Raw genomic sequence first — 22,653 nt, forward strand, 5'->3', positions numbered from 1 at the left:
GGGCGCGGCCGCCGCCGCTCCGGTGGAGGTCCGGAAGGAGATCCGTGCGCTCGCGCCTCTGGCCACCGGTCGCCCTGGCCTGCGTCCTCGGACTCGCCGGATGCTCCTCGCAGCCGGTCGTCGACGTCCCCGCGACGGCGGGAGCGGGAGCGACGCTCACTCCGACTCCGATCGCCACCCGGGACTCGACGCCGTCGTCCGCCGGCCCTGCTCTGGACTGCGCGGTCGTGCTGCCCGGGTCGAGGATCGAGCAGGACCTCGGCCTGCCGAGCGGCGCAGCGGCCCTCGCGGACGACGGCTCGAGCTGCTCCTACGCCATCGCGGGCAACCCCGAGGCGGTCGTCGTCACGCTCACGCCGGCCCGGCTCCTCGAGACGTTCCGCGGAGCGGGGGAGGCGGTCGGAGCCGTGTCCGTACCTCTGGGGGAGGCGGCGTACCAACGCACTGCGCCGGAGGGCGGGACCGAGCCGTCCGAGCTCGCTGTCCTCGCCGGCGGGTACGAGCTGCGCATCGTCTCCTACGTCGGCGACTCCGCCGTCTCGGTGCAGTGGGCCCAGACCGTGTTCGCCTCGGTGGACGTCCGCCTGGTGGTCTGAGGGTCGTCCGACCCCATCGGGGCACGGCACCTAGACTCGTCGGGTGCTTCACCGCGTCCGCCTCGACCTGGCCTACGACGGCTCCCACTTCTCGGGCTGGGCCCTCCAGCCCGGACTCCGCACGGTGCAGGGGGTGCTCGAGGACGCGCTGTCGAAGGTGCTCCGGACTCCCGAGCGCACCACCGTCACCGTCGCGGGTCGGACGGACGTCGGGGTGCACGCGAGCGCCCAGGTCGCGCACGCGGACCTCACCGAGGAGCAGTGGACCCGCTTGAGCGGCGGGCGGCGCGCGGGGGAGGGCGTCCTGCCGCAGGAGGCGGTGCTGGAACGGCGGCTCCGGGGGATCCTGGGTCAGTACTCCGACCTCAGCGTGCACCGCGTCTCGCGAGCGCCCGACGGCTTCGACGCGCGCTTCTCGGCGCGCTGGCGGCGCTACGAGTACCGCCTGGCCGACGCCTCCTCCCTCCGCCACCCGCTCGAGCGCGCGTACACGACCTGGATCACGGAGTCGGTGGACGAGGCCGCGATGAACCGTGCGGCGCAGTCCCTCCTGGGGCTGCACGACTACGCGTCGTTCTGCCGAGCGCGGGTCGGCGCCACGACGATCCGCACGCTGCTCGACTTCGACTGGGAGCGCGATCGCGACGGGGTGCTGCACGCGCACCTGAGGGCCGACGCGTTCTGCCACAGCATGGTGCGCGCGCTCGTGGGCGCGTGCGTCGCGGTGGGGAACGGACGCCTCGCCGAGCGCGACGTCGAGCCGCTGCGCGACGCCGTCGCCCGCACGAACGCCTTCGCCGTGATGCCGGCGCGGGGGCTCGTCCTGCGCGAGGTCGACTATCCTGAGGACTCCTCGCTCGCCGAGCGCGCCGTCCTGACGCGCATGCGCCGGACCCTGCCGGTCGTCGAGCCCGTGCCGGAGGACCCGTCATGATCCGCTCCCCGCGTCTCGCGCTGCCCGCTGCCGCACTGGTGCTCGCTCTCGCGGGCTGCTCCGGAGGTGCGGTCGACATCCCGGAGTCGTCGCAGCCGACGATCGCGACGCAGGAGCCTGGCGCCTCCGTCGCGCCCGTCGCGCCGCAGCAGACCGACGAACCCGTCGTGCCGTCCCCGACGATCGAGACCCTCGACTGCGAGGCGGTCCTGCCCGTCGAGACGATCGAGTCCGTGCTCGAGCTGCCGAGCGGATTCGCGACACCCGGAGAGCAGCCCGTCGGCTGCGCCTGGACCATGGCGGGGAACCCCTCGGCCCTGCTGCTGCAGACCGCGACGGGGGCGACGCTCGCCGAGGTGTCGACGCGGCAGGCCGCGACGCCCGGTGCGCTCGCCAGCGATCTCGGAGAGGCCGCGTTCTTCCGGCCGGCGGACGCCGCGCTCGATCCGGCGTCGACGCTCACGGTGCTGTCCGGGGACCGGCTGCTGTCGCTCCGATCCTCGGTGGGGGATCAGGCGGCGCTCGAGTCACTGGCGGAGGACGTGATCGCGGCGCTCGACGCCGAGGAGTGACTCCGACGCGTGGCTGCGATGAGTGGCTGCGACCTCCGCGCTACCGCTGACGGCGTCCTTGCTGTAATGTCGACCCTTGGTGTTTTCGGCCGTGTGCCGAGCGCCCGAAGTTGAGCCCTCCACCGGATCGGTTCGCCCCCTCGCGGGGCGAACGGCCACGGAGCGGGATTCACGAACACCTCACTCCGACCAGAAAGCAGCACTCACGTGACTCGCACTTTTTCTCCGAAGCCGGCTGACGTCCAGCACGACTGGATCGTCATCGACGCGTCCGACGTCGTGCTCGGCCGTCTCGCCACCCACGCCGCGGCGCTCCTGCGCGGCAAGCACAAGGCCACCTTCGCGCCGCACATGGACATGGGCGACTTCGTCATCATCGTCAACGCCGAGAAGGTCGCCCTCACCGGTCAGAAGCTCCTCCAGAAGAAGGCGTACCGCCACTCCGGCTACCCGGGCGGCCTCTCGGCCACCACGTACGCCGAGCTCCTCGAGAAGAACCCGATCCGCGCCGTCGAGAAGGCCATCCGCGGAATGCTCCCCAAGAACTCCCTCGGTCGTGCGCAGCTGCGCAAGCTGAAGGTCTACACGGGCACCGAGCACCCCCACGCGGCGCAGCAGCCCAAGGCGTACGCCTTCACCCAGGTCGCCCAGTAGGCTCCGGCCCTCCCCGACACCTCAGACTTCGAAGACAAAGGATCACCTACACCGTGGCGAAGATCGCAGACCAGATCGACGTGGCTCCCGAGAGCTACTCCACCGAAAGCGCGGCCACCGAGGCGTCCTCGACGCCCCGCGCCGTCCTCAACGTCTCCGGCGCAGCCGTGGGCCGACGCAAGCAGGCCATCGCCCGCGTGCGCCTGGTCCCGGGCTCCGGCAGCCTGACCGTGAACGCCCGCGAGTTCGCGGAGTACTTCCCCAACAAGCTGCACCAGCAGCTGATCACCGACCCCTTCAAGGTGCTCGACCTCGTCGGCTCGTACGACGTGGTCGCGAAGATCACCGGCGGCGGCCCCTCCGGCCAGGCCGGCGCGCTGCGCCTCGCCATCGCGCGTGCGCTCAACGAGATCGACCGCGAGAACAACCGCGCGATCCTCAAGAAGGCGGGCTTCCTGACCCGCGACGCTCGCGTCATCGAGCGCAAGAAGGCCGGTCTCAAGAAGGCCCGCAAGGCGTCGCAGTTCTCGAAGCGCTAGTCGGTGCGGCCCGACGGGCCGCTCGATCAGTAGCTCGAGAAGTGGACTGCGCACTATGACGCGCCTGTTCGGAACCGACGGCGTCCGTGGCCTCGCTAATCGCGAGGTCACGGCCGACCTGGCTCTCGGCCTCGCCCAGGCGGCCGCCCGTGTACTCGGTGCGGCCGCCCGTGCGGAGGGTCGACGCCCCCTCGCGGTACTCGCCCGCGACCCCAGAATCTCCGGTCAGTTCATCGGCGCCGCTGTCGCCGCCGGACTCGCCAGTGCGGGAGTCGACGTCCTCGACGCCGGCGTCATCCCGACCCCTGCCACCGCGTACCTGATCGCGGACGAGCAGGCGGACTTCGGCGTGATGATCTCGGCCTCGCACAACCCCGCCGCCGACAACGGCATCAAGTTCTTCGCCGCGGGCGGGCGCAAGCTCCCCGACGAGCTCGAGAACCGCATCGAGGCGGCTCTCGGCGTTCCCCCGCTGACCCCGACCGGTGCCGACGTCGGCCGCATCCGCCGCTTCTCCGACGCGGAGGACCGCTACGTGGTCCACCTCCTCGGCTCGCTCGGCAGCACCCGCCTCGACGGGCTCCACGTGGTCATCGACTGCGCCCACGGCGCGGCCGCCGGCATCTCGCCCGAGGTCTTCACGGACGCGGGCGCCACGGTCACCGTCATCGGCAACGACCCCGACGGCCTCAACATCAACGACGGCGTCGGCTCGACCCACCTCGAGCACGTCGCCGAGGCGGTCGTCGCGGCCGGAGCGGATCTCGGCATCGCCCACGACGGCGACGCGGACCGCTGCCTCGCGGTGGACGCCACCGGCCGGACGATCGACGGCGATCAGATCATGGCGATCCTCGCTACATCGATGGCCCGCCGCGGCGTGCTGCGCGACAACGTGCTCGTCGCGACCGTGATGAGCAACCTCGGTCTGAAGCTCGCGATGGCCGACGCGGGCATCCGCGTCATCGAGACCGCCGTCGGCGACCGCTACGTCCTCGAGGCGATGAACGACGGCGGCTACTCGCTCGGCGGCGAGCAGTCCGGCCACGTCATCATGAGCCGCTTCGCCACCACCGGCGACGGCGTGCTCACCGCGCTCCAGCTCGCCGCCGAGATGGCCCGGACCGGCAGGAGCATCGCCGATCTGGCCGCGGTCATGAGCGTGTTCCCGCAGACCCTCGTCAACGTCCGCGGTGTCGACCGCGAGGGCGTGCACGCCGACGAGGTCATCGCGGCGGCCGTCGCCGACGCGTCGGCCGAGCTCGGCACCGACGGCCGCGTCCTGCTCCGCCCCTCGGGCACCGAGCCGATGGTGCGCGTGATGGTCGAGGCGAAGACGCAGGAGACGGCGGATCGTCTCGCGCAGTCCCTGGCCGACGTCGTGCTGGAGCAGCTGCGCACGTAGCGGTCGGCGCTCCGGCGCTGGTGGATCTCGAGACGCCCGCTGCGCGTGCTACTCGATCAGCAAGCAGCGGAAGACCTCCTCGGAGGAGATCCGCCATCGTCTGCTGGTCGAGTAGCCCCGGAGGGGTGTATCGAGACCTACGGACTCCAGGAAGACCGTGTCCACCCTGCGTCAGATCTTGCGGAGCAGCACCGACGACACGGCGTGGTCGGACTGCTTGCGCAGCACCAGGCTCGCGCGGCTGCGGGTCGGACGCACGTTCTGCACGAGGTTCGGCTCGTTGATCGCGGTCCAGATGCTCCGTGCCCGCTCGCGGGCCTCGTCGGGCGTGAGCGACGCGTAGCGGTGGAAGTACGAGTTCGGGTTCGCGAACGCGCCCTGCTGCAGAGCGAGGAAGCGCTCCTCGTACCAGCGGGCGATGTCGCCGGTGCGCGCGTCGACGTAGACGGTGAAGTCGAACAGGTCGCTGACCGCGAGGCCGTGGCCCGGGACCGGAGGCTGCAGCACGTTCAGGCCCTCGACGATCAGCACGTCGGGTCGGCGCACCACGATCTCGGCGTCGGGGACGATGTCGTACGAGAGGTGCGAGTAGAAGGGCGCGCGCACCTCTGCCGCCCCGCCCTTCACCTCCGAGACGAAGCGGAGCAGCGCGCGGCGGTCGTACGACTCCGGGAACCCCTTGCGGCTCATCAGCCCGCGCCGCTCGAGCTCGCTGTTGGGCAGGAGGAACCCGTCGGTGGTCACCAGCTCGACCCGGGGAGTGTCCTCCCAGCGGGCGAGGAGCTCGCGCAGCAGTCTCGCGATCGTGGACTTGCCGACGGCGACGGAGCCGGCGACTCCGATGACGAAGGGCGTGGGCTGGGCGCGCTCGCCGAGGAAGGTGCTGGTCGCCCGGTGCAGGTGGCGGGCACCGGCCGCGTAGAGGGCGAGGAGCCGCGAGAGGGGGAGGTACACCTCGGCGACCTCGGTGAGGCTCAGCCGGTCGCCGAGTCCGCGCAGCTGCACGACCTCGGTCTCGGTCAGCGGGAGCTCCGTCGACCGGGCGAGCTCGGCCCAGTCGGAGCGGACGATCTCGACGAACGGGGAGGGCTGCGCCTCTCGCCCGGGTTCGCGAGCTGACGACGGCACAATCACCGATCCTAGCGGCCGGCGACCCTGCGGCCCGGCCGCCGCGATCCGCCCCTCCTGCGCCGTTAGGATCGAGCGCATGTGTGGAATCGTGGGATACGTCGGCGCGCGTGACAGCCTGGCCGTGCTGCTCGGGGGCCTGAAGCGACTGGAGTACCGCGGGTACGACTCCGCGGGCGTGGCCGTGATCGACGCCGATGGCGTGATCGACAGCCGCAAGCGCTCGGGCAAGCTCAGCGTCCTGGTCGACGACCTCGAAGCGCACCCGCTGGCGCAGGGCACGACCGGCATCGGTCACACCCGGTGGGCGACCCACGGTGGGCCGACCGACCGCAACGCCCACCCGCACCTCGCCGACGACGGCAAGCTGGCCGTCATCCACAACGGCATCATCGAGAACTTCCAGCCGCTGAAGGAGGAGCTCGCCGCCGAGGGCGTCGTCTTCGAGAGCGAGACCGACACCGAGGTCGCCGCTCACCTCATCGCCCGCGAGTACCGCCGGACCGGGGACCTCGTGCTCGCGTTCCAGGCGATCGTCGCGCGGCTCGAGGGCGCCTTCACGCTGCTCGCCCTGCACCAGGACCAGCCGGGCGTCGTCGTCGGCGCGCGGCGCAACTCCCCGCTGGTGATCGGCCTGGGCGACGGCGAGAACTTCCTCGGCTCCGACGTCGCGGCGTTCGTCGAGTTCACCCGCCGCGCCGTCGCGATCGGGCAGGACCAGATCGTCACGATCACCCCGGACCTCGTCACGGTCACCGACTTCTTCGGGCAGCCGGTCGAGACCGAGCCGTTCGAGATCGCCTGGGACGCCTCCGCCTCCGAGAAGGGCGGCTGGTCGAGCTTCATGGCGAAGGAGATCACCGAGGGTCCCGAGGCCGTCGCGAACACCCTGCGCGGCCGGATCGCCGACGGCACGATCACCCTCCCCGAGCTCGAGGGCCTGGACCCCGTCCTGACGGAGATCGACCGGATCACGATCATCGGCTGCGGCACCGCCGCCTACTCCGGCATGGTCGCCAAGTACGCGATCGAGAAGTGGGCCCGCGTCCCCGTCGAGGTCGAGCTCAGCCACGAGTTCCGCTACCGCGACCCGGTGCTCACGCCCCGCACGCTCGTCGTCTCGATCAGCCAGTCGGGCGAGACCATGGACACGCTCATGGCGGTCAAGTACGCGCGCGAGAAGGGCGCGAAGACGCTCTCGGTCTGCAACACCCAGGGCGCGACGATCCCACGCGAGTCCGACGCGGTCCTCTACACGCACGCCGGCCCGGAGGTGGCGGTCGCGTCGACCAAGGCCTTCGTCGCGCAGATCGCGGCCCTCTACCTCTTCGGTCTGCACCTCGCGACGCTGCGCGGAGCCTCCTCCGCCGAGGTCGTCGCGTCGCAGGCCGCCGAGCTGGCGGCGATCCCCGAGAAGCTCTCGAAGGTGCTCGACGCCTCGGACGCCATCGTCCAGCTCGCCGGCTGGATGGCCGACACCCGCGCGGTGCTGTTCCTGGGCCGCCACGTCGGCTACCCGGTCGCGCTCGAGGGTGCGCTCAAGCTCAAGGAGCTGGCCTACATCCACGCCGAGGGCTTCGCGGCCGGGGAGCTCAAGCACGGGCCGATCGCGCTCATCGAGCCGGGCCAAGTCGTCTTCGTGATCGTGCCGAGCCCGAGCGAGTCGTACGAGCTGCAGCGCAAGGTGATCTCGAACATCCAGGAGATCAAGGCGCGCGGCGCCCGCGTCATCGCGATCGCCGAGCAGGGCGACACCGCGGCGATCCAGATCGCCGACGAGGTAGTGCCGATCCCGCTCGCCGACCCGCTGTTCGAGCCGCTGCTCGCCGTCACTCCGCTGCAGATGTTCGCGATGGAGCTCGCGACCGCGAAGGGCCTGGACGTCGACCAGCCGCGCAATCTCGCCAAGTCGGTCACGGTCGAGTGACCCTGCCGTGATCGTGGGGATCGGCGTGGACGTCGTGGACCTCGCCCGGTTCGGCCGGGCGATCGACCGCACCCCGCGGTTGCGCGACCGTCTGTTCGCCCCCAGCGAACGCGACCTGCCGATCGCCTCCCTCGCCGGGCGGTTCGCGGCGAAGGAGGCGTTCATCAAGGCCCTCGGCGACTCGGCGGGTGCGCGCTGGCACGACATGGTCGTGGAGCGCGACGAGCACGGGAACCCCTCCTTCGCCCTGCACGGAGCGGCCCGGACCGCCGCCGATGCCCGCGGCATCACGCGGGTGCACCTGTCGATGAGCCACGACGCGGGCATCGCGACGGCGTTCGTGGTGGCCGAGTCGTGACCGCTCCGCTGTTCTTCCGCGAAGCGCTGATCGATGCCGACGCGATCCGGAGGAACGTCTCCCGGCTCCGCGAGCTGACCGGCGCCCGGCGCCTCATGGCCGTCGTCAAGGCGAACGGCTACGGCCACGGCGCCGTGACAGCGGCCCAGGCCGCGCTCGCGGGCGGAGCCGACGCTCTCGGCACCGCCGACCTCCAGGAGGCCGTGGCGCTGCGCGAGGCCGGCGTCCTCGCTCCGCTGCTCTGCTGGCTGCACGACCCCGGCGAGGACTTCGACGCGGCCATCGAGCATGGGATCGACGTGGCGGTCTCGTCGCTCACCCAGCTGGAGGCCGTGGCCCAGGCCGCCGAGGACCGCGGCGGCCGGGCGGCCGTGCAGCTCAAGCTCGACACGGGGCTCAGCCGCAACGGCGCTCCCGAGCAGGAGTGGCCGCTGCTCGTCGAGGCGCTCGTGCGCCACGTGGAGCGCGGCACCGTGCACCTGACGGGCGTGCTCTCGCACCTCTCGAACACCTCGCGCACCGAGGACCTCGCGCAGGTCGCGCTCCTGTCCCGGGGGGAGGAGCTCCTGCGGGCGAGCGGCGTCCCCGCCCCGATCGTGCATCTGGCGGCCACCGCCGGTGCGCTGAGGATCCCGGAGGCGCGCCGCGACATGGTGCGCGCCGGCATCGGCGTCTACGGACTCTCGCCGTTCGACGACGAGACGTCGCTCGAGCTCGGCCTCGTCCCCGCGATGACGCTGCACGGACGCGTCGCGGGGGTGCGCCGCGTCGATCGGGGCACGGGTGTCAGCTACGACTACACCTACCGGGCCGAGGGGGAGACCGGCCTCGCGCTCGTCCCGTTCGGCTACGCCGATGGCATCCCGCGCAGCGCCTCCGGAGTCGCCGAGGTGACGATCCGGGGGAGGCGGCATCGCATTGCGGGCCGGGTCGCGATGGACCAGTTCGTCGTCGAGGTGGGCGACGCCCCGATCGAGGTCGGCGACGCCGTGACCCTCTGGGGCGACCCGACGACGGGCGTCCCCTCGGTCGACGAGTGGGCGCGCTGGTGCGGCACGATCAACTACGAGCTCGTGACGCGGATCGGACCGCGAGTGCAGCGCCGGGTGTTGGGCGGCGATCGTGGCTGAGCGCGCCCGCTTCGCCGATCTGACGGTGGAGGTCCCGGACACCGAGGCGATGGAGGAGCTCGGTCGCGAGCTCGGCCGCACTCTGCGGGCCGGGGACCTGCTCGTCCTCACCGGCCCTCTCGGAGCGGGCAAGACGACGTTCACCCGGGGGCTGGGAGAGGGGCTCGACGTGCGCGGCCCCGTGACCAGCCCGACCTTCGTGATCGCGCGCACCCATCCTCCGCTGCACGACGGCCCCCCGCTCGTGCACGTCGACGCCTACCGGGTCGGCTCGGCGGTCGAGCTGGACGACCTCGATCTCGACCTCGAGCACTCGGTCGTGGTGGTGGAGTGGGGCGCGGGGCTCCTGGACGGAGTCGCCGACTCCTGGCTCGACATCGTGATCGAGCGGCCGACCGCCGGATCCGACGCGGCGGAGGGCGAGGAGCCGATCGAGCCGCGGACGGTCCGCTTCCGCGGCACCCGTTGGGCCTGAGCCGGCCCGCCGCGCGCGGGTAGCCTGTCAGGGTGCTGCTCGCGATCGACACCTCCTCCGGAACCTCCGTCGCCGTCGTCGACGACGCGGGCGGAGTCCGCTCGGACCGCGTCGAGACCGACACCATGCGGCACGCCGAGGTCGTCGGCCGCCTGATCGCCGAAGCGCTGGAGGAGGCGGGGGTCGCTCCCGCCGGGATCGACGCCGTCGCCGTGGGGATGGGTCCGGGGCCCTTCACCGGGCTCCGCGTCGGCATCGCCGCGGCCCGCGCCTTCGCCTTCGGCCGCGGGATCCCGACGCTCCCCGTCGTGTCCCACGACGCCGTCGCACTGGCCGCGCTGCTCGACGGCCGCGACGCCGGGTTCCTGGTGGTCACCGACGCGCGTCGTCGCGAGCTCTACTGGAGCGCCTACGACGGTCTCGACGGACAGGGTCTGCCCGTCCGTCGGAGCGGCCCCGGCCTCGACAAGCCCGACGCCCTGCCTTTCCCCGAGCTTCCGCGGCTGGAGGCGTCCACCGTCTCGGCAGCAGCGCTGGGAGTCGTCGCCGCACTCGCCCGCGCCGCCGGCCGCTCCCTGCCCGCCGACGAGCCGCTCTACCTCCGTTCGCCCGACGTGACGCTCTCGGCCGGCCCCAAGCGGGTGACCGCGTGAGCGTCCTCCGAGAGGCGACCCCCGCCGATCTCGACGCGATCATGGCGATCGAGGAGTCGGAGTTCACGAGCGACGCCTGGTCGAGCCGGATGATGGCGGAGGAGATCCGGAGCGTGCACACCCGCTACCTCGTGGCGGAGGAGGACGGCGTCGTGCTCGGCTACGCGGGGCTGCTCTGCCCTCGCGGCGCGCACGAGGCCGACGTGCAGACGATCGCCGTGCTCGCCTCCGCGCGCCGTCGCGGCACCGGCCGGCGCCTCCTGCGGGAACTGCTCGAGGAGGCCGCCCGGCGCGGGGCCCGCGAGGTGTTCCTCGAAGTGCGCGCCGACAACCCCGGCGCGCAGACCCTCTACCGTTCGGAGGGCTTCGAGGAGATCGGAGTCCGTCCCGCCTACTACCAGCCCGACGGGGTGGACGCGATCGTCATGCGCGCGCCACTTCCGCAGGCGTCGGAGGAGACCGCATGAGCGACGGACCGCTCGTCCTCGGGATCGAGACCAGCTGCGACGAGACCGGCATCGGCGTCGTCCGCGGCACGACGCTCCTCGCCAACACCATCGCCTCGTCGATGGACGAGCACGCGCGCTACGGAGGCGTGGTGCCGGAGGTCGCGGCCCGCGCGCACCTCGAGGCGCTCGAGCCGGCGCTGCGCGCAGCGCTCGCCGACGCCGGAGTCGCGCTCGAGGAGCTCGACGCGATCGCCGTCACGAGCGGTCCCGGCCTCTCGGGCGCCCTGATGGTCGGCGTCGGCGCGGCCAAGGCCCTCGCCGTCTCGCTCGGGAAGCCCCTCTACGCGGTGAACCACCTCGTCGGCCACGTCGGCGCCGACGTGCTCCGGGCCGACGGGAGCGAGGGGAGCCCGGTCGAGGTGCCCACGATCGCGCTGCTCGTCTCGGGCGGGCACACGTCGCTCCTGCACGTGCGCGACCTGGTCTCGGACGTCGAGCTGCTCGGCGAGACCATCGACGACGCGGCCGGGGAGGCCTTCGACAAGGTCGCGCGCGTCCTCGGGCTGCCCTATCCCGGCGGTCCGCAGATCGACAGGGTGGCGGCCGACGGCGATCCCCGCGCGATCCGGTTCCCGCGCGGATTGAGCCTGCCGAAGGACCTCGAGCGTCACCGCTACGACTTCTCGTTCTCGGGGCTGAAGACCGCCGTGGCGCGGTGGGTGGAGAAGCGCCAGGACGCCGGCGAGGAGGTACCGGTCGCGGACGTGGCCGCGAGCTTCCGCGAGGCCGTGGCCGACGTGCTGCTCACGAAGGCGGTGGCGGCGTGCCGCGACCGCGGGGTGCCGAGACTGCTGCTGGGCGGCGGAGTGGTCGCCAATGCACGGGTGCGGGCGCTCGCGGAGGAGCGGTGCGCGGCCGCGGGGATCGCGCTGCGGATCCCGGCGCTCTCGCTCTGCACCGACAACGGCGCGATGATCGCGGCGCTCGCCGCTCAGCTCATCGAGGCGGGGCACCCGCCGTCGAGCCTCGACTTCAGCGCGGACTCCACGCTCCCGGTGACCGAGATCCAGGTCCGCTAGCCGACGTCTCGGGGCGACACAAGCGTCGCTCAGCCTTTTGACAGTGTGCAGCGCCGACTGCCACGCTGGCGTCTCCTGTTCCGATCAAGGGGGATCCCATGACGACTCCGTACACGCCCACCACCGACCGCTACAACATCCTGGCGATCATCGGCTTCATCGCCTCGTTCTTCGTCTCCGTCGTGGGCATCGTGCTGGGCTTCATCGCCCTGTCGCAGATCAAGCGTACGGGGGAGAAGGGCCGCGGCCTCGCGATCGCCGCGATCGTCATCGGGTTCGTCGCGATCATCGTCTACACGATCGTCGGCGTCCTGTTCTTCGCCGCCCTGGCCACCGTCCCCTCCACGGGGTACTGAGCCGACCGGTCCCGCCGGGGACCGTAGGCTGGAGCCAGCTGTGCGAGGGGAGAGCGCGTGAACGACGAATCGGCGATCGATCGGTCCGCCGGGACGCCGGTGCCCCCGCCTCCCGCTCCCGACGCGGTCGACCCGTCGGCGGCCTACCCGCCGCCGACGGGTCCCGCGCACCCGGACGAGTACTCGCCCAACGCTCCGGCGCTCCGCCCGCCTCTCGAGGGTCTCGCGGTCGCCGCCCTCCTCTGCGGGATCCTCGGGCTCGCGCCGGCCGCGATCGTCCTCGGTCACGTGGGGCTGTTCCGGGCCCGCCGGTCCGGCCGCCGCGGCGGAGGCTTCGCGATCGCCGGCTTCGTGCTCGGCTACCTCGTCGTCGTCCTGGCGGTCCTGGGCTTCCTGGCGTACACCGCCTTCGTGGGGGACCTGCGGACCGACGGGTACCTCCCGAGCTGAGACCGGCCGCTGGCTAGACTCTGCCGCATGAGCGACAGCACCGCGCCCGGCTCCGAGGAGCGTCCGGGTCCCGCCCCCGTCCCGCCCGCGCCTCCGGCTCCGCCCGTGCCGCCGGCTCCGCCTGCTCCGCCCGCGACGCCCGCGTCCGGGTACCAAGCTCCGGCCTCGGCGCCCGCGCCCGGATACGGGGCTCCGCGCACGGACGCCCCGTCCTACGGGACGCCGACGCCTCCGGGCACCGCGCCGGCGTACGCCTCCGCACCGCCGGCCCCGGCCCCGCCCAGGACCCTCAGCCTGACGGGCATGATCCTCGGCATCGCCGGCCTCGTGATCACGATCTTCGCGTGGGGCTTCGGATTCCTGCTGTCCGCTCCGGCCGTCGTCCTCGGGTTCCTCGGGCGTCGTCGCGAGCCCGGAGCGCGCGGGTTCGCCCTGACCGCGATCATCACGGGCTTCGCGGGGATCGTGATCTCGCTGATCTACCTGGCGATCACCGTTGTCATCTTCGTGGTGGCGATCCAGTCGGCCAACTACTAAACGCCCGCCTGCGCCACCCGCTCGGCCAGCAGGGCGCGGTGGCGCCCCTGCACCCGCGTCAGGATCAGCACGGCGCTGCCCCGGCCGGACAGTCCCAGCTTCTTGCGGAACCGCGCGGGGTCGACGTCTACCCCGCGCTTCTTGATCTCGAGCACGCCGATGCCGCGTCCGCGCAGCTCCTTCGCGAGCGTCCGCTCGTCGAGGGGGAGTTCGGCGAGGACGCGGAAGCTGCGCAGGAACGGCGAGGCGGACGGCTCGTCTCCCGTGAGGTAGGCGATGCCGGGCGAGAGCATCCGCGAACCGCTCGAGCGCGCCAGCTCGCCGAGCAATCGCGCCCGGATGGCGGACCCGTCCGGCTCGTGCACGTAGGCGCCGAGCTCGCCGACCTCCTCGTCGTCGGCGTCCGAGTCGGCGGTCAGCTCGGCGGCGCCGTGCGCACCGAGCAGCAGAGCGGAGCGGCGGACACCGGGCCGGGCGAGCGACCCGAACCAGAGTCCGGTCTCGACCAGGTCGCCCTCGACGGACACCCACTGCGCCTCGGCGTCGGCCGGGATCCGCTCGCGGTCGAAGCCCGGCCCGACCTTGACGCCCACGGGCAGGCGCGCGGCCAGGCCGAAGGCGAAGTCGAGCGACGGGGAGTAGTCGTCGGGATCGTCCAGGCGCCGCGTCTCGCGGTGACCGGCGGTGCGCCGAGCCGGATCCAGGTAGACGGCGTCGTAGCCGTCGAGGTCGAACGACTCCGCATCGCCGTGCACGGCGCGAGCGGAGGGGAACGGGGCGAGGTTGAAGCTCGCGAGCGTCGCGGTGATCTCGTCGGCGTCGACGGCGGTCACCTCGAGGTCGATCGCGGCGAGAGCGAGTGCGTCGCCGCCGATCCCGCTGCCCAGGTCCGCGACCCTCCTGGTGCCCGCTGCCGCGAAGCGGCCCGCGTGCAGTGCGGCGACACGGAGCCGCGTGGCCTGCTCGAGGCCGGCGTCGGTGAAGAGCATCGAGCGGGCGAACTCGCCGAACTTGCCCTGCGCCTTCTCGCGCAGTCGCGACTGGGTGAGCACGGCGGCGACCAGCGCGGGGGAGTGACCTGCGGACCGGAGCCGGGCGACGGCCCGCACGAGGTCGTCCGAGCGGTATCCGTCGAGGGAGTCGAGGAGCCGGAGCCCCTCCGGGGAGAGGAGCTCGACCAGCTCGTCGCGATGCATCCGGCCATGGTAGGCCACGGCGTCCGCGCCGCTCCGACGTCGTTCCGCGACGCTCCGCTTGGCACTCTGATTGCACGAGTGCCAGCACAGCCTCTACAGTGGATCTAGCACTCTCGGAGCGTGTGTGCCAGAACCGCGCTCCGCCACATCGTCGTCAAGAAAGAGGTCAACCGTGTCGGTGTCCATCAAGCCGCTCGAAGATCGCATCGTCATCAAGCAGGTCGAGGCGGAGCAGGTGACCGCTTCCGGTCTCGTCATCCCCGACACCGCCAAGGAGAAGCCGCAGGAGGGTGAAGTCGTCGCCGTGGGCCCCGGCCGCATCGACGACAACGGCAACCGCGTCCCCCTCGACGTGGCCGTGGGTGACAAGGTCATCTACTCCAAGTACGGCGGAACCGAGGTCAAGTTCTCGGGCGAGGACCTGCTGGTCCTCTCCGCTCGCGACGTCCTCGCGGTCGTCGTCCGCTAGGACGCGTCCCGAGAAGGGCCCGGCGACCCAGGTCGCCGGGCCCTTCGTCGTCCCGGGCCGGTCCTCCTGGCGACGGGTGGCCTGATCCGGCCCTCCGATGACCGTTCCGAGCCGATCAGCGGGTGCCCGCGTGCGTAGCATCGGACGGGTGTCCGCCTCCCGCACCCCTTCCGAGCCCGACCTGACCGGTACCGCGGCCGCCGAGGGCGAGGGCGTCGAGGCCCTCGCCGAGTCGCGGGCGCGCGGCGGTGCGATGTCCTCGACCGGATTGTGGTTCGGCTTCGGCGCCTACCTCCTGTGGGGCGCGATGCCGCTCTACTTCATCGCGATGGCACCGGCCTCGCCGTTCGAGATCGTCGCGTTCCGGGTGATGTTCTCGCTCGTCTTCTGCCTGATCCTGCTCACCGTGACGCGCAGCTGGGCGGGCTTCCTCGGCCTCTTCCGCGAGCCGCGGCTGCTGGGGGCGATGGCTCTCGCCGGCGCCCTGATCTACGTGAACTGGCAGGTCTACGTCATCGCGACGACCACCGGGCACGTCATCGAGGCTGCGCTGGGCTACTTCATGAACCCGCTCGTCACGGTGCTGCTGGGCGTGCTCGTGCTGCGGGAGCGGCTCCGACCGGCCCAGTGGATCGCGATGGCGATCAGCGCGGTCGCAGTGCTCGTCATCGCCGTCGGCTACGGCTCGTTCCCGTGGGTCTCGCTCGCGCTGGCCTTCTCCTTCGGGTTCTACGGACTCGTGAAGAGCCGGGTGGGCGGCCGGATCGACGCGGTGTCGGGACTGACGCTGGAGACGCTCTGGCTCACTCCGCTCGCGATCGTGCAGCTCGCCGTGGTGGGCTCGCTGGTCGGTCTGACCTTCGGGACGGAGGGCACGGGGCACGCCCTGATCCTGGCGTCGGCCGGTATCGTCACCGCCGTCCCGCTGCTGCTGTTCGCGGGAGCCGCCCGTCGGCTGCCGCTCTCGATCGTCGGCTTCATCCAGTACCTGACGCCGTTCCTGCAGTTCCTGGTGGGCGCGTTCGTGCTCCACGAGGCGATGCCGCCCGAGCGCTGGCTCGGCTTCGCGCTGGTGTGGACCGCGCTGGTGATCTTCTCAGTCGACCTCGTCGCGGCCGAGCGCAGAAGGCGCCGTATCCTGGCGTGAAGTGCGGATCGCGTCGCTGAGAGCGGTTGCTGCTGCCGGAAGTAACGATCCGGTCGCGAAATCCGTTCATTGCGCGATAGCGGCGTGTTGACGCGGGTCGAGTTCGGTGCCGAGCGTCAGGCGGTCGCAGCGTGAACGCGACTCAATCGCTCACCGCGACGATCGCGCGCCTCGAGACCGAGCGTCTGCGTGCGGCCGAGGCCTACGTCGCCGGTGTGCTCGATTACTGCGGCTTCTACGTCCACAGCCCGCTGACGGCGGCGGTCCAGCGCCTCGCGGACGAGTACGGGTGGGACGCCTTCGAGGATGAGCGGATCGGCGAGGCGGACATCTGGCCGGCGCTCGACGCGTGCGGCGTGGAGACGTCTGCGAGGTAGGCAGAGCCGGGCTTTCTGTCTATTCAACACATGTCGCCGTAATGCCCAGAGCTGGGGGTGAGTCGTTGCCCCCTGTGCGGGGGTAGCTTCGGTTCTCCCAACGGCAAGCCCCAGCCCCTGACGAACTGCACAGGAGACCCGAAATGCTCAACCCGTACCGCAATCACCTCATCCAGACCCGGCGCAGCGAAGGCACCATCCGCGTCCGGATGACGTACGCCCGCGAGCTCCACCGGCACTTCCCGAACCCTCTGTCCTGCACCCCTCAGGACCTGCAGCGGTTCCTCGCCGCCCACCCGCACTGGAAGCCGTCGACGTACAACGTCGCCGTCGTCAGCCTCCGCAGCTACTACGGCTGGGCGCACGTCAGCGGACACATCACCGACAACCCCACGGTGTTCCTGCAGACGCTGCACGTCGACCGTGCACGCCGGCCGATCGCGCTCGACGTCGACGCGGAGATGGCGATAGTGCACGCCTCGCCGGAGGAGCGGGCGATCATCCTCCTCGGCATGGAGGCCGGCCTGCGTCGCTCGGAGATCGTCTCGCTGCACACGCGAGCTCGAGACGGCGAGTGGCTGTACATCACCGGGAAGGGCGGCCGCACCCGGCGCATGCACGCGACGCCGTCGATCCTCTCGGCGCTCGACGCGATCACGCCCGAGGACGGGGGCTACTACTTCCCGGGTCGTGTCGGCGGGCACATGCACCCGTCGACCGTCTGGCTGATCACGAAGCGGCTGCTGGACGTGAACCCGCACGCGATGCGCCACCGCGCGGGGACGACCGTCTACCGGAACACGGGAGACCTGCGGGTGACGCAGGAGTTCCTCGGCCACGCGAATCCGAACACGACGGCCATCTACGTGCATATCGAGTCGGAGGACATGCGGCGCGCGTCGACGGCCGCTGCGCTCGGCGGACCGACCGCACTGCCCTCGGCGGCGTAGGGAACCACGAAACGCCCCCGGCCTACTCCACGAGGGAGGGCCGGGGGCGTTTCTGTGCGCAGTAGTCGAAGAGGACGCGGGCGGCGTCCGGGAGGGTGTCGCCGCCACCGATGACCCACTCGTCGCGGGTGACGGAGACGTAGGTGTCGACGCCATCGACCCGGACGAGGCGGATCCATCCGAGGTGCTCGTGCTTGTCGGCCATCCGCCACTCACGAGGCGTGACTGAGCGGGAGACCATGCTCATCGGGGTCCAGTGGTGCGACATGTCGGTGAGGCTAGACGGCCCCACCGACACCAGCTCAGGCCTTCGCGGGCGTAGGAGAGATGGCGCGCTGCCACCGGCCCGGCATCCGGAACGCGAAACGCAACGGGGTGCGGAGGGCGAGGCGGTAGATCACGAGGCACAGGACGGCGATCACGGCGGGGCCGACGATCGGCGCGGCCGCCGCGGTTGCGGGAGACTCGAGCACAGTCGTCCAGTCGATGAACGACGCGGCGACCATCACGAGCGGGAAGTGGAGGACGTAGATCGGCAGCGTGCTCCGGCCCACCCGAGAGAGCACCCGTCGGACCGGCGCCACACGGCAGAGGAGCACGACAGCCAAGAGCCCAGCGCTCAGGGCGGCGGCGTCCCGCGCGACGAAGAGCACGGCGTTCGCGAGCGGAACCTCGACTACCTGCTCGAGCACGAAGAAGACCGTGAAGACCCCGCCCGACACGACTGTCCGGAGCGGCGTCGCTCGGCCCGCTTGCTGCTCGATCAGTGGCCGGAGGTAGACGCCGGCCGCGAAGAAGAGGAAGTAGTAGGGCACGCGGGCCCACAGCTCGAAGCCGAGGACTGCCTGCGCGGTAATCGAGAGGACAGCCAGCATGGCGAGAACGTAGGCGGGCCGAGCGCGGGGGAGTGAGCAAAGGACGGCGGTGTAGACGGCCAGCGCGAGGATGAACCAGAGCGGCGTATCGGGGATGAGGAGCTGACCGAGGAAGTCACCCGGGCTCGTGATCCTGTCGGTGTTGACGGCGAGCGGGATGAGCGAGATGAGGCCGTAGGCGACCAGCCAGACCACGTAGAGGTAGTAGGAGCTCGCGACGCGTGCGGCATTCGATCGGTCGCCCCGCCCCGCTCGGACCCGGCGGGCGACGACGAAGCCCGACACGGCGAAGAGGAGCGGCATGCGGAATGCCGCGAGTGCCGCGCCGAAGAGAGACCACCCGGTCGTGACCGGTCCGGCAGGGGCGGCCGGTTCGAAGATCACGATGATGAAGTGGAACATGACGACGGCGAGGACGCATCCGCCGCGGGCTGCGTCGATCCACGGGATCCGCTTGCTTGCTGTCTGGTTCCCGCTCATAGTGCTGAACGATAGCTGTCGGGTACGTCCCCCGCCACCAACGACGAAAAGCCCCCACCCGGCCGCCGAAGCGGAGGGTGGGGGCTTTGCCGTGTTGTCAGGCAGCTCGCATGACGACCAGCGGAGCGACGTCCGTGAGGCCGCCGGGCGCGAAGGTCGAGTTGAACGGCAGCGTGAAGCCGTTCACCTCGATCCCGGTCGTGTACGTCGCCGAGGAGAGCATCGTGTCGATGTCCGTGGAGCGGAAGCCGAGGAACGGCGTTCTCCCCAGCGCCGTCCCGGCTCGAATGACCGGCAGCGTGGCCGGGCCGGACGGGACGACGCCGCCGACGTAGAAGCGCTGCCCCTCACGGACGCGGAAGTTCGCCGCTAGGCTCTTCGTGCCCGTGGTCGAGCAGTCGACTGCCGCCGACGCGAAGTGCGGGACGAGCTTGTCGCCCTCGTACCGCAGCACCATGACGTAGAACGTGGCCGACGAGGAGCCCGCCGTCGTCACCGAGATCGAGACCTGGTCGATGAGCCCGGACGCAGGTGCGACCCATTCGAGGCCACGGAACCGATCCACAGCGGACGCTGCCACCAGCGTGGTGCGGGTCGACGCGCCCGGCATGTAGAGCCGGCCGGCCAGCAGACTTCCCGACTGGTTCCCGTCCGCGCGCAGAGATTCGATTTGACCCGTGACCGACGCCACCTTGCCCGCCGTAGAGCCGTGCTGCCGCTCGAGCGCCGACAGCCGTGAGTCGACCGTCGCGGTCCGGGCTGCGACGAACGCCTGCATCGCGGCCAGCCGATCCTTCTGCGGAACGGCGAGCACGTCCGCGGCGAGCGGCAGCCAGACGCTGCTGTCCTCCGCACCCTGCGCCTGCACCCACTCGGCCGCCTGCTCGAGCTTCTGCGGCTGCTCGTAGGCGATCTCCCCGCCGGGTGCGAGAGCGATCACGTTGCGGTACAGGTTGAGGCCCTCGGGCACCGAGTAGTTCGTGTTCCCGAACCGTCGGGCGAAGACGTGGCGGGTAGCTCCGACGAAGGTGTTGTCGAAGATGTTGAGGTCGTGCCCGCCGGGGACCGGGTCGAAGTCGTAGGACAGGATGTCCGCGGACTTGTAGTCGGCGCCCCACGAGTAGCCGGCGAAGTAGACCGTGTTGTCGTGGATGTTGACCCGCTGGTAGCCGACGAGGGTGCCGCCCTGCTCGGTGTTGAACCAGTGCTCGAACCCCTGGGCCGCGCGGACGATCGTGTTTCCGGCGACCTCGACGTCCTGCCAGCCGTTCGATCCGCCGGGGTACGACTTGCCCTGAGCGGTCCAGCCGACGTCGAACACGTCTTCGGCGTAGTTGTTGAGCACGGCGATGCGCGATCCGGAGATGTAGGCCTGCCACGCGTTGCCGGCGCGGGTGCCTGGTCCGTGCTCGGCGCCGCCGATGCGTCGGAGGACGAGCCCGACGGTCGACCAGTCGTTGCGTTCGATGGCGGAGACGCCCATGCCGCCGGCGCCGACGATCTCGAGGTTGGTGAAGGTGGTGTTCACGCCGGGTTCGATGCCGTTGCAGTTGACGGAGATGCGCAGGTCGTCGGTGATGCTGGCCGGGTTCCCGTCCGCGCGCACGTAGGCGTACGTGGCGTCGCAGGCGTACGACCAGAGGCGCTGGTTGCCGAGCTCGCCGATCGTGTACACGCTGCGGTGGCCCTTGAGCTGTCCGTCGACGTAGAGGTGTGCGACGTTGGTCGAGGGCTCGGAGGAGTTGCCGGTGATGCCGGGCGCGCCTGCGGTGATGTTCGCCTTCCACACTCCGGCGGCATGCGGTGTCCACGAGGCGGGGTCGTTCGCGATCTTGTAGAGGTCGAAGACAGGCATGCTGTCGCCCCACTGGTCGAAGACCAGCCGGGTCGTGCCGCGCAGGGCCACCGGCGTCGCAGCCTTGATCCCTCCCGGGATGTGGACGTCGCCGCGGCCGGCTGCGACCACCAGGTCGCCGCGGCCGATCTTCCCTGCGGCGATCAGCGCGTTCACCGGTGCGACGGTCTTGAACGGGAAGTAGATCGACGTTCCGACGTTCGTGTCCGAACCGGCGAGTGGGTCGATGCGGTAGATGCTCACAGTGCGCTCCACTTCTTCGGCAGGACGGCCGCCAGGCCGAGCATGCTCATGCTGAGCGGCGAGCTCGCAGGCGCGGGCAGCTGGGCAGCCGGAATGCGCGCGTCGGCGTCGAGACCGGCGACACCGTTGGGCTCGCCGATCATGTCGGGCGGGATCGCTCGGAAGGTCTCGGTCATGACGTCGCTCCGATCGTGATGGTGAGGAAGCCGTCGAGGTCTCGCCTCACGGTGAACCCGCCGGACGCCGCCTGCTCGGCCGCATCCCGTGCCTGATCGCGGTAGGCGCGAGCGGCATCCCGCGCGTCGATCGCGTCCTGCGCGGACGGGAGGAACGTGAGGTCCTTCGCGCCGACCTCGCCGGACCGGACCAGGTCAGTGACCGCGACTCGCCGGTCGTCGGGGATGACGGGCGGCAGCCGGTACAGCCCCTCCTCCGACGTTGCCCCGGGGATGTCGAGCTCGGTGTGGAACCCTGCGGATCCTGGCGGGATCTCGAGGGTCACTTCGCTGACCTCTTCGTTCCCGAGCAGCCACCTTCCGCGTTCGATCCGCAGCACGGTTGGCGCTCGGGTGACGATGCGGTCCTGGTTCGGGAAGGTGACGCGCTGGGAGATCGAGTAGCGGCCGTTGCTGACCTTCTGCTTCGTCGCGTCCACGTACCCACCCGGCGGCAGGAGCAACGTGATGGTGCCCGTGTACGTCTCTGCCGGCGCGGTGATGAAGATCGCGCGCGGCGCCGAGTCCGCCCAGTTGCCGCGAGAGTCGGTCGCGCGAACGACGAACTGCAGGGTGTAGTCGTCGCCGGTGATCGCCGCGAGGAGCGTGTCGCGCGGGATGTCGACGAACCAGCCGCCGCCCGGGTTGAGCGGCTCCATCGCGACGATGAGGCGCTTGCTGTCAGCGTCCCGAACCTCGACCGAGGAGACGGGCGAGGAGGCGTCGTAGGCGCTGGCAGTGACTCGGAGGAAATCCGGCACCACCGTGCCCTCGTTCGGCTCCACGATGACGACCACGGGCGGCGTGATGTCATCGCCGACGACGGGCGCGATCGACACCTCGATGGGTTCCGACCAGGACACGTTGCCGGTCCAGTCGACGGCGCGGATCCGGTACGACAGCAGCCCGATCGCGCGGAGCCGCTCGAGGTCGATGTCGACGCCCCACAGGTCACCGCCGAGGGGGCTGGCCGCCTCGATGGGGGTCTCGCCCCAGTAGATCGATGCGGCCGCGACTCCGGACTCGGAGTCGGACACGTCGAACCGGAACGCGACCATCGGCCCGACCAGCTCGCCCGCCTGAGGCGTTCCGGGGACGATGGTCGGCGCAGCGCCATCGCGGAGAGTCGATGCGGTGACGGGCGCGGACGGCTGCGAGAAGGTCCCGTCACTGCCCTTCGCGATGACGTAGCCGGTGTGCGTGCTGCCCGGCGCGGTCGCGAGCTCGTACGAGCTGCCGTCCACCTCGATCGCCGGCTGGTTGTCGATGACCAGGAGGTAGCCGTCGATGCTGCCGGTCGCACCGAACCAGGAGAACGTGATCGTCGTGTAGGTGACGGTCGGCGCTGCCATGTTCGGAGGCGTCACGGTGACGGGCGGGGTGCCCGAGACTTCGTAGACCTGCGTCCCGACGAGGAACAGGTCTCCGACTGCGGCGTCTTCGGGGATGGCGTCCACGGAGGCGAGCTTCCGCAGGGGAGGCTCGCCTCCGGAGATGTGACCGAACGCCCCCGTCGACATCGTCAGGACGAGGTCTCCGGGCGCCAGGGTGGCGGGTATCTCGTCGACGGTGTCGGCGACGACGACGGGGATGTCGGTCACGGT

The 22,653-nt window shown here is 71.2% G+C and carries 27 protein-coding genes; 20 read left to right on the forward strand and 7 right to left on the reverse strand.

What is annotated here, in order from left to right; genetic code table 11:
• The first annotated feature begins 44 nt into the window (after positions 1-44).
• From ASF48_RS04740 to glmM, 6 genes are all read left to right on the forward strand, one after another.
• The gene (locus tag ASF48_RS04740; RefSeq protein ID WP_055787180.1) at positions 45-596 is read left to right on the forward strand and encodes a hypothetical protein; all 552 of its coding nucleotides are present in this window, start codon (positions 45-47) and stop codon (positions 594-596) included.
• 43 nt (positions 597-639) lie between these two features.
• Positions 640-1,530, forward strand: a complete 891-nt coding sequence (locus ASF48_RS04745) for a tRNA pseudouridine synthase A (RefSeq protein WP_055787183.1) — start codon at positions 640-642, stop codon at positions 1,528-1,530.
• Positions 1,527-2,102 (forward strand): hypothetical protein, encoded by a 576-nt coding sequence (locus ASF48_RS04750; RefSeq protein ID WP_055787186.1) that lies wholly within the window; start codon positions 1,527-1,529, stop codon positions 2,100-2,102. Before ASF48_RS04745 ends, ASF48_RS04750 begins: the two co-directional genes overlap by 4 nt.
• A gap of 207 nt (positions 2,103-2,309) precedes the next feature.
• Positions 2,310-2,756: a 50S ribosomal protein L13 gene (rplM, locus tag ASF48_RS04755; protein WP_055787189.1), complete on the forward strand. Its 447-nt coding sequence runs from the start codon at positions 2,310-2,312 to the stop codon at positions 2,754-2,756.
• A gap of 53 nt (positions 2,757-2,809) precedes the next feature.
• A complete protein-coding gene (gene rpsI, locus ASF48_RS04760; RefSeq protein ID WP_055787192.1) occupies positions 2,810-3,295 on the forward strand; it encodes a 30S ribosomal protein S9 in 486 nt (161 codons plus the stop codon).
• Between the two features lie 55 nt (positions 3,296-3,350).
• Complete coding sequence (gene glmM / locus ASF48_RS04765; protein WP_055787195.1) at positions 3,351-4,700, forward strand: phosphoglucosamine mutase; 1,350 nt, start codon at positions 3,351-3,353, stop codon at positions 4,698-4,700.
• Positions 4,701-4,871: 171 nt separating this feature from the next.
• On the opposite strand, the gene coaA is transcribed toward glmM, so the two are convergent.
• Positions 4,872-5,828: a type I pantothenate kinase gene (coaA, locus tag ASF48_RS04770; RefSeq protein ID WP_055787198.1), complete on the reverse strand. Its 957-nt coding sequence runs from the start codon at positions 5,826-5,828 to the stop codon at positions 4,872-4,874.
• A 79-nt stretch (positions 5,829-5,907) separates the two neighbouring features.
• On the opposite strand from coaA, the gene glmS reads away from it, so the two are divergent.
• The 10 genes from glmS to ASF48_RS19280 all read left to right on the forward strand — a co-directional run bounded on the left by glmS (position 5,908) and on the right by ASF48_RS19280 (position 13,242).
• Positions 5,908-7,755, forward strand: a complete 1,848-nt coding sequence (gene glmS / locus ASF48_RS04775; RefSeq protein WP_055787202.1) for a glutamine--fructose-6-phosphate transaminase (isomerizing) — start codon at positions 5,908-5,910, stop codon at positions 7,753-7,755.
• Positions 7,756-7,762: 7 nt separating this feature from the next.
• Positions 7,763-8,113 (forward strand): holo-ACP synthase, encoded by a 351-nt coding sequence (locus ASF48_RS04780; RefSeq protein WP_055787206.1) that lies wholly within the window; start codon positions 7,763-7,765, stop codon positions 8,111-8,113.
• Positions 8,110-9,243, forward strand: a complete 1,134-nt coding sequence (gene alr, locus ASF48_RS04785) for an alanine racemase (RefSeq protein WP_055787216.1) — start codon at positions 8,110-8,112, stop codon at positions 9,241-9,243. The genes ASF48_RS04780 and alr overlap by 4 nt, the downstream gene beginning before the upstream one ends.
• A 49-nt stretch (positions 9,244-9,292) precedes the next feature.
• Positions 9,293-9,718 (forward strand): tRNA (adenosine(37)-N6)-threonylcarbamoyltransferase complex ATPase subunit type 1 TsaE, encoded by a 426-nt coding sequence (gene tsaE / locus ASF48_RS04790; RefSeq protein WP_055788956.1) that lies wholly within the window; start codon positions 9,293-9,295, stop codon positions 9,716-9,718.
• Between the two features lie 32 nt (positions 9,719-9,750).
• Positions 9,751-10,371, forward strand: coding sequence for a tRNA (adenosine(37)-N6)-threonylcarbamoyltransferase complex dimerization subunit type 1 TsaB (tsaB, locus tag ASF48_RS04795; RefSeq protein ID WP_055787221.1), 621 nt, complete (start codon positions 9,751-9,753; stop codon positions 10,369-10,371).
• Positions 10,368-10,838: a ribosomal protein S18-alanine N-acetyltransferase gene (gene rimI, locus ASF48_RS04800; RefSeq protein WP_235577182.1), complete on the forward strand. Its 471-nt coding sequence runs from the start codon at positions 10,368-10,370 to the stop codon at positions 10,836-10,838. The genes tsaB and rimI overlap by 4 nt, the downstream gene beginning before the upstream one ends.
• A complete protein-coding gene (tsaD, locus tag ASF48_RS04805) occupies positions 10,835-11,899 on the forward strand; it encodes a tRNA (adenosine(37)-N6)-threonylcarbamoyltransferase complex transferase subunit TsaD (protein WP_055787224.1) in 1,065 nt (354 codons plus the stop codon). The genes rimI and tsaD overlap by 4 nt, the downstream gene beginning before the upstream one ends.
• Before the next feature lie 98 nt (positions 11,900-11,997).
• The gene (locus tag ASF48_RS04810) at positions 11,998-12,255 is read left to right on the forward strand and encodes a DUF4190 domain-containing protein (protein ID WP_055787225.1); all 258 of its coding nucleotides are present in this window, start codon (positions 11,998-12,000) and stop codon (positions 12,253-12,255) included.
• 57 nt (positions 12,256-12,312) lie between these two features.
• Positions 12,313-12,705 carry a DUF4190 domain-containing protein gene (locus ASF48_RS04815; protein ID WP_055787227.1) on the forward strand — a complete coding sequence of 131 codons (393 nt, stop codon included), beginning with the start codon at positions 12,313-12,315 and terminating at the stop codon, positions 12,703-12,705.
• A 27-nt stretch (positions 12,706-12,732) separates the two neighbouring features.
• A complete protein-coding gene (locus ASF48_RS19280) occupies positions 12,733-13,242 on the forward strand; it encodes a DUF4190 domain-containing protein (protein WP_157603051.1) in 510 nt (169 codons plus the stop codon).
• On the opposite strand, the gene ASF48_RS04825 is transcribed toward ASF48_RS19280, so the two are convergent.
• Complete coding sequence (locus tag ASF48_RS04825; protein ID WP_055787233.1) at positions 13,239-14,438, reverse strand: class I SAM-dependent methyltransferase; 1,200 nt, start codon at positions 14,436-14,438, stop codon at positions 13,239-13,241. The genes ASF48_RS19280 and ASF48_RS04825 overlap by 4 nt on opposite strands.
• A gap of 172 nt (positions 14,439-14,610) precedes the next feature.
• Between ASF48_RS04825 and groES the strand changes: the two genes are divergently transcribed.
• The 4 genes from groES to ASF48_RS04845 all read left to right on the forward strand — a co-directional run bounded on the left by groES (position 14,611) and on the right by ASF48_RS04845 (position 17,381).
• A complete protein-coding gene (groES, locus tag ASF48_RS04830) occupies positions 14,611-14,907 on the forward strand; it encodes a co-chaperone GroES (protein ID WP_055787236.1) in 297 nt (98 codons plus the stop codon).
• Between the two features lie 253 nt (positions 14,908-15,160).
• On the forward strand, positions 15,161-16,054 hold the full coding sequence (gene rarD, locus ASF48_RS04835) for an EamA family transporter RarD (RefSeq protein WP_055788964.1): 894 nt from the start codon (positions 15,161-15,163) through the stop codon (positions 16,052-16,054).
• Between the two features lie 131 nt (positions 16,055-16,185).
• Entirely contained in the window at positions 16,186-16,431 is a 246-nt protein-coding gene (locus ASF48_RS04840; protein WP_055787239.1) for a hypothetical protein, read from the forward strand.
• A 143-nt stretch (positions 16,432-16,574) separates the two neighbouring features.
• Complete coding sequence (locus tag ASF48_RS04845; RefSeq protein ID WP_055787242.1) at positions 16,575-17,381, forward strand: tyrosine-type recombinase/integrase; 807 nt, start codon at positions 16,575-16,577, stop codon at positions 17,379-17,381.
• 22 nt (positions 17,382-17,403) lie between these two features.
• On the opposite strand, the gene ASF48_RS04850 is transcribed toward ASF48_RS04845, so the two are convergent.
• From ASF48_RS04850 to ASF48_RS04870, 5 genes are all read right to left on the reverse strand, one after another.
• Entirely contained in the window at positions 17,404-17,649 is a 246-nt protein-coding gene (locus ASF48_RS04850) for a hypothetical protein (protein ID WP_157603052.1), read from the reverse strand.
• 34 nt (positions 17,650-17,683) lie between these two features.
• Positions 17,684-18,736 carry an acyltransferase family protein gene (locus tag ASF48_RS04855; protein WP_055787247.1) on the reverse strand — a complete coding sequence of 351 codons (1,053 nt, stop codon included), beginning with the start codon at positions 18,734-18,736 and terminating at the stop codon, positions 17,684-17,686.
• Between the two features lie 97 nt (positions 18,737-18,833).
• On the reverse strand, positions 18,834-20,834 hold the full coding sequence (locus ASF48_RS04860; protein ID WP_055787252.1) for a hypothetical protein: 2,001 nt from the start codon (positions 20,832-20,834) through the stop codon (positions 18,834-18,836).
• Positions 20,831-21,010, reverse strand: a complete 180-nt coding sequence (locus ASF48_RS04865) for a hypothetical protein (protein WP_055787254.1) — start codon at positions 21,008-21,010, stop codon at positions 20,831-20,833. The genes ASF48_RS04860 and ASF48_RS04865 overlap by 4 nt, the downstream gene beginning before the upstream one ends.
• The gene (locus ASF48_RS04870) at positions 21,007-22,650 is read right to left on the reverse strand and encodes a hypothetical protein (protein WP_055787257.1); all 1,644 of its coding nucleotides are present in this window, start codon (positions 22,648-22,650) and stop codon (positions 21,007-21,009) included. The genes ASF48_RS04865 and ASF48_RS04870 overlap by 4 nt, the downstream gene beginning before the upstream one ends.
• Between the last annotated feature and the right edge of the window lie 3 nt (positions 22,651-22,653).

The organism is Rathayibacter sp. Leaf299, from assembly GCF_001423055.1.
Taxonomy (GTDB): domain Bacteria; phylum Actinomycetota; class Actinomycetes; order Actinomycetales; family Microbacteriaceae; genus Rathayibacter; species Rathayibacter caricis.